This is a genomic window from Okeania sp. SIO1H4, assembly GCF_010672695.1.
Taxonomy (GTDB): domain Bacteria; phylum Cyanobacteriota; class Cyanobacteriia; order Cyanobacteriales; family Microcoleaceae; genus Okeania; species Okeania hirsuta.
In genome coordinates, this window is the sequence record NZ_JAAHGB010000089.1 from 1 (window position 1) to 5810 (window position 5810).

At 40.1% G+C, this 5810-nt stretch carries 4 protein-coding genes; 1 reads left to right on the forward strand and 3 read right to left on the reverse strand.

Annotation, left to right across the window (positions count from 1 at the left end; genetic code table 11):
* The first annotated feature begins 291 nt into the window (after nucleotides 1–291).
* Complete coding sequence (locus F6K06_RS29955; RefSeq protein WP_124146703.1) at nucleotides 292–1353, forward strand: LOG family protein; 1062 nt, start codon at nucleotides 292–294, stop codon at nucleotides 1351–1353.
* 34 nt (nucleotides 1354–1387) lie between these two features.
* Here the strand turns inward: F6K06_RS29955 and F6K06_RS29960 are convergent, their stop codons facing one another.
* The 3 genes from F6K06_RS29960 to F6K06_RS29970 form a co-directional block, all read right to left on the reverse strand.
* On the reverse strand, nucleotides 1388–2644 hold the full coding sequence (locus F6K06_RS29960; protein ID WP_124146704.1) for an RNA-guided endonuclease TnpB family protein: 1257 nt from the start codon (nucleotides 2642–2644) through the stop codon (nucleotides 1388–1390).
* 658 nt (nucleotides 2645–3302) lie between these two features.
* Complete coding sequence (locus F6K06_RS29965) at nucleotides 3303–4196, reverse strand: hypothetical protein (RefSeq protein ID WP_124155743.1); 894 nt, start codon at nucleotides 4194–4196, stop codon at nucleotides 3303–3305.
* A gap of 284 nt (nucleotides 4197–4480) precedes the next feature.
* Nucleotides 4481–5810 (reverse strand): SdrD B-like domain-containing protein (locus F6K06_RS29970; RefSeq protein WP_287309026.1); only part of this gene is annotated, 1330 nt, incomplete at its 5' end.

Consider the following 5810-nt stretch of genomic DNA (forward strand, 5'->3'; position numbering starts at 1 on the left):
GGAGACTACCACCTCTGCTGTAGATGGGCAACCTGAAATAGTAAGTGGTGTCGCTGAATCAAGAATCACAGATGGGTGAGAATCCCGCGCTGTAATTTTTAATTCAGCGCCGGGAGTATGTCAAAAAAAGGAAATTAAAAAATTATGCTTTTTTTTCTTTTTCCTTAGATTTCTAATAAAGAATTAGGGCGAAATTAGGAGATAAAATACGATTAACTGGGAAAAATGAAAAAACCATCAACTAAAAAATTCCAGTAAAAATTAAAGTTATTAAGTATTTGGAAAAAGTTAATGGCCTCAGATTTTCAGAAAACAGCAGTTGAGTCTATTGAGGCAGAAGTGACTAAGTTAGTCAAAAATTTGCCGACCCTAAAACATGAGAAATGGATTAAGCGATCGCTCTCCACCATTGTCAGTATGGCATCAGAGGAGCTAGACCGCCTAGATTGGAAGATATTAGCGGCTTCTCTACAGGATATGGAAAAAGGATTTGAGATATTTTATCCCTATCGCCATATTCGCAAAATTACGATATTTGGTTCTGCACGAACATCCCCAGAAGCTCCAGAATATCAAATGGCCGTAAACTTTGCCCGTCGCATTACTCGGCAAGGTTTTATGGTAATGACAGGTGGTGGGGGCGGAATAATGCAAGCTGGCAATGAAGGTGCTGGGGCAGAAAAATCTTTCGGCTTAAATATTCAGTTACCTTTTGAAAAAGAATCAAATCCTTTTATTGAAAGAGAACAAAAATTAATTAACTTTAAATACTTTTTTACTCGTAAGTTATTTTTTCTCAGAGAAAGTGATGCTTTAGCTTTATTTCCTGGTGGTTTTGGCACTTTAGATGAAGCATTTGAAAGTTTAACATTAACACAAACAGGTAAATATGGCCCGGCACCTCTAGTGTTAATAGATTGTCCTGGTGGAAACTATTGGCATGACTGGAACGATTTTATTCATAAACAACTACTTCGGCGTGGTTTGATTAGTCCAGAAGACCCTAGCTTATATACTATTACAGATGACTTGGAAGAAGCTTGTCAAGCGATCGCTAACTTTTACAGAATGTATCATTCGAGTCGTTATGTGGGAGAAAAGTTTGTGATTCGTCTGAATTCAGAACTTTCAGAAGGAGATGTGGATTATTTGAATCAAGAATATAGTGATATTTTGACTATAGGAAAAATTGAAAAAAGTAAAGTTTTACCAGAAGAGTTAGGAGATGAAACTGCTCATCTTCCTCGTTTAGTTATGTCCTTCAATCAGAAAGATACTGGTAGATTATATCAAATGATTGCTCAGATAAATAAGATGGGAGCAAATACACCAACTCATCCAGAACATAAGTAATATTATTTCTACTTGACATCCTCCCGACGCTGCTCTACGAGACAGCGCGGGATTCCTTAACATCACTGTTAGGGGCTTTCTGTTTCATAGCACCCGCCTTCCGAGATTTACTCCCTTCAGGTCTTACAGTCGCTCCACAGACTGACACTGCGAGTCCCGCAGCCTTCTTGGTGGGCGTTCCCTTGCGTCTATCGCCGACGCGGGTTCCCATCCGCAAAATATTTACCGAAGCGTTTATGTCCCTGTCATGGTGAGTTGCACACTCTGGGCAATCCCACTCTCTAATACTTAGAGGTAATTTTTCTACTATGTGTCCACAATTAGAGCAACGTTTAGAACTAGGAAAATATCTATCAATCTTAATTAATTCCCGCCCATACCATTCAGCTTTGTATTCTAATTGTCTGACTAATTCCCCCCAGTTGGCGTCACTTATTGCCCTTGCTAACTTATGGTTTTTAACCATGTTTTTTACCGCTAAATCCTCAACTACTATCGTTTGGTTTTCTTTGATTAGCTGAGTAGTTAGCTTGTGGGTATAGTCAAGCCTTGAATCTTTTATTTTTGCGTGTATCCTAGCTACTTTCAGTCTAGCTTTTTGATAGTTATTAGATCCCTTAGTTTTTCTAGATAGAGACTTTTGAGCTAACCTCAATTTTTTATGTAATTTCTGAAGATTCTTTGGATTGGCAATTTTTTCTCCATCACTTGTAGTTAGTAAACTGGTAATTCCTAAGTCAATACCTATTTGTTTCAGTACTGGTTTGATTTTTAAATTTCTAGTGTCGCTGACTCTCAAAGATATAGACCATCTGCCAGAAGGGTCAAGTTTTACAGTTATTGTGGTTGGTACAAAGTTTTGTGGTAGTTGCCTACTCCATCTTATAGGTAATGGTTCAACACATTTGGCTAGATAGACTTGACCATCTTTCCACTTAAATGCTGATTTTGTGAACTCAGCACTACCACCATTCCGTTTTTTCTTGAAGTTTGGGTATTTAGCACGCCCACTAAAAAAATTAGAGAAGGCACTCTGTAAATGTCTCAAACCTTGCTGTAATGGTACACTACTTACTTCTGTAAGAAAATCTAAATCTTCCTGCTTTTTCCAGTTGGTAAGCATAGCAGAAGTTTGCTTATACCCTACCCGTTCTTGTTTCTCATACCAAGCTTGAGTCCTTTGTGCTAAAGCTTTATTGTAGACCAAGCGTACACAACCCAAAGTTCTCCGCAACAGACTTTCCTGCTCTGGAGTAGGGTAAAACCTAAATTTGTACGCTTTTTCAACCATCTATTGTTTACTTTTCCACATTTACATTTTAACAGACTATTTGTAAAACCGCAACATTGATTGGTTTTCCCATCCCTCCGCTCCCCTGCGGGAGAGCGCGGGTCTTCAACCAACGTTGAGATAAAGTCCTAGCCTCTAGTGCCGCTACTGGGAAGTTAAAAGTCATGCATTTAAAAGCGAGTGCTAATTGGCGAGGTTTCCTACGAGGCGCCTACTGTGCGGAATTACTTCCGCACACAGCCCCTCCGGAATGTAAGACGCACATCTGACAGTCAATCATTTTTGATTTGTAATTGTTTTAGAATTTTGTAACTGGTCAGTTATTTCCGCCACCCTGCAGTAGTCTAAAAACTTTACTGCTCATATAAAGTGGGCTAAAACTCTCTATGTAAAGTCCAACAATATACACTTGTAGTGCAGCCAGTTCGAGACCAATCGACTTGCCCCTGAATACGAAGAGTTCTATTTTCACTGACTTTTACATCTACAATTACTTGATCGCCTTCGACAAAAAATTGTCCTTGAGGTTCGACTTGAATGGAGTAATATGTGTATTCACCTCCATTTTTTCTTAACCAATTAACTCTACTTCAGATCGAAAAATTCCATTACCGTTATGATAATAGGGTTATTTATCGTTGATGGGTAAAAACAATTGTTATTGTTTAGAAGTTTGAGTATTTTGCTGACGCTTTTTATAACAAGCAATGCAAGCACCAACAGCCAATAATCCTAGAGTACTCAGTGGTTCAGGAACAGGTTTTGGTTTTTCAGAAGATTCTACTCTGACATTATCAACTAGCAAAGCTGAGGTCTTATCAGTTCCATCTAGATCGTAAACTGCTATACCCACCGTGTAATCGCCAGCGGCAAGAAATGTTGAGAATGTTCCTTGAGATTTTTTCTCAAATTCAGGTGATGTCAGGGAACCAGGTGCAGGGAAATCACCTTCACTTTGAGCAAAAGTCTCAATCACCGTATTTGTGCCGTCAAATATAGTTACAATCGCACGGTCTGAAGGAAGAGAAAATAGACTAGTTGTGTTTCCATCGTTGGTAAGAAACTTCCAATCAAAACTCAGATTAAAATCATGCTCGAAAGAAAAAGATTGTTTGATCGCTGACCCTTCTTTAGAATCTAATTGAATCCCAGTCATAGCAGTTATAGGTGTATCAATTTGTAAGGCATCATTTTCTAGCCCCAAGAATGCTTGTAGTTGAGCATCGTTGATAGTGGCAATAGTGGCATCAGTACCTGAAAAATTATATTCACCATCACCAACATTATCGTCATCTCTCCAGGTTGTTGCAGTGGTTAACAAAGCCTGAAAGGAGCTATCTGTTGGATCGAAATTGTTGAAAGTACCTACTGTACTGACATCTCCGGTGGTCATCCAAGAAGTGAAGTCAGATTCAAAGCTGCCGTTGTTAAATGCTGCTGCTTGAACTGGCTTAGAAGTTATGGTTCCTAAGCTTAGTAAGCTGAGAGTAGCAACTGGAAGCAAGGAAAGACCACGGAAAAGGGATTTAGAAGTTGATAAAAGTTTGAACATTATTTTTGTGAATTGAATTAATTACAGAAATTGAGGGTTGATGCAACTTGTATTGTGGAAAACCAATTGAGTGAAGTGTTCTATTGAGTGTACTCAAGTTTACCTAAAATTATAGCACATGATTTTCTAGAATGGTAGCACATAATTTGCTATGTTTTCCAGGTTTACAGAGTTGATGTTGTCGGATTTTTAGAGACGTTGCGTGCAACGTCTCTATGATAAATGCTACCAGACTAGGGAATGGATTATCTGTGAAACCTGCTCAAGGAAAAGTAATAGGAAGCCTAGACAATCATATCTGTGTTCGGATTAAACACATTGCCGTTAGGATTTATGGATGAAACTCCATTCAGAACAACGATATTTTCTGGCGCTTGTCCACCAGTGTTCCCATCAGGGTCGATGACGAACCATGTTCCATCCATTCCATATATAGCTCCTAAATCATAGGGAATGATGTATGAATTATCAATGGCATCCTGAACAGTTCCTTCTGGGAATTCGTCATAGAAGTTTGATTCATTCCCAAGTAGAATACTGAAATCAAGTTTATCGCTACCACTCTGGAAGTCGGTTATGTCATCTCGTTGATCCAATAATTGTGTGTAGACGAATATGTCATTTCCATCACCTCCAGTTAGCATATCCCTGCCCTCAAAGCCAGTTATGATGTCGTTACCTGAAGTTCCTTCAATCATATCCATACCACTGGTACCGTCGATTATGTTAGGTCCTGGAGCATTGTTGAAGAATCCGGCATCTACTGTGTCATTCTCATCACCAGAAGAGAGAGTAATTACGTCACTCATTAACCCGTTGTTGGGGTCAGCGTCGGAGTCTACATCGTCTCCACCTGCGTTAACTGGACTGACTCCTTCAAATCCTTCTGGTTGAACGAACATGACTTTGTATTCACCGGGGGTCAGACCTGTGAATTGGTATGCACCATTGCCATCTGTGGTCGTGGTAATTTCGTTACCGTCTTGGTCTAAGACTGGGTCGCCATTAACATCTAGGAGTTTGACTTCGGCGTCAGGAATTCCTGATTCTCCAATATCTTGGATGCCATTTTGGTTTTCGTCGTTGAAGACGAAGTCTCCGATGCTTGCTGTCTTAAAGAAACCAGCGTCGTTGGTGTCGTCGTTTTGACCAGGGTTGAGAGTGATGACTCCTGTAATTAAGTTGTTGTTAGGGTCAGCGTCGGAGTCTACATCGTCTCCACCTGCGTTGACTGGACTGACTCCTTCAAATCCATCTGGTTGCACGAACATGACTTTGTATTCACCGGGGGTGAGTCCTGTGAATTCGTAGAAACCACTGCCATCTGTATTAGTGGTGATTGGGTTACCACTTTCGTCTTCTACAGGTGTTCCGTCAGCATTTAGGAGTTTAACTTCCGCATCAGGAATTCCTGATTCTCCACTATCTTGGATACCGTTGGCGTTGAGGTCTTCAAATACGTAGTTGCCGATGGAACTTGTGGGAAGAGGAGTGGTGACGGTGGATGTATCCTCAGCACTCGCTGGATTATCCTGGGCATCGGAAACATTTACTGTCAGAGTGTTAATTTCTGTCAGATTTTCTTCATCAGCAATTGTGCCTTCAAATGTGAAG

What these genes read in the sequence shown, in the direction of transcription:
- F6K06_RS29955 (WP_124146703.1), top strand. Translation starts at nt 292, where the DNA reads ATGGCCTCAGATTTTCAGAAAACAGCAGTTGAGTCTATTGAGGCAGAA.
- F6K06_RS29960 (WP_124146704.1), bottom strand. Translation starts at nt 2,644, where the DNA reads ATGGTTGAAAAAGCGTACAAATTTAGGTTTTACCCTACTCCAGAGCAG.
- F6K06_RS29965 (WP_124155743.1), bottom strand. Translation starts at nt 4,196, where the DNA reads ATGTTCAAACTTTTATCAACTTCTAAATCCCTTTTCCGTGGTCTTTCC.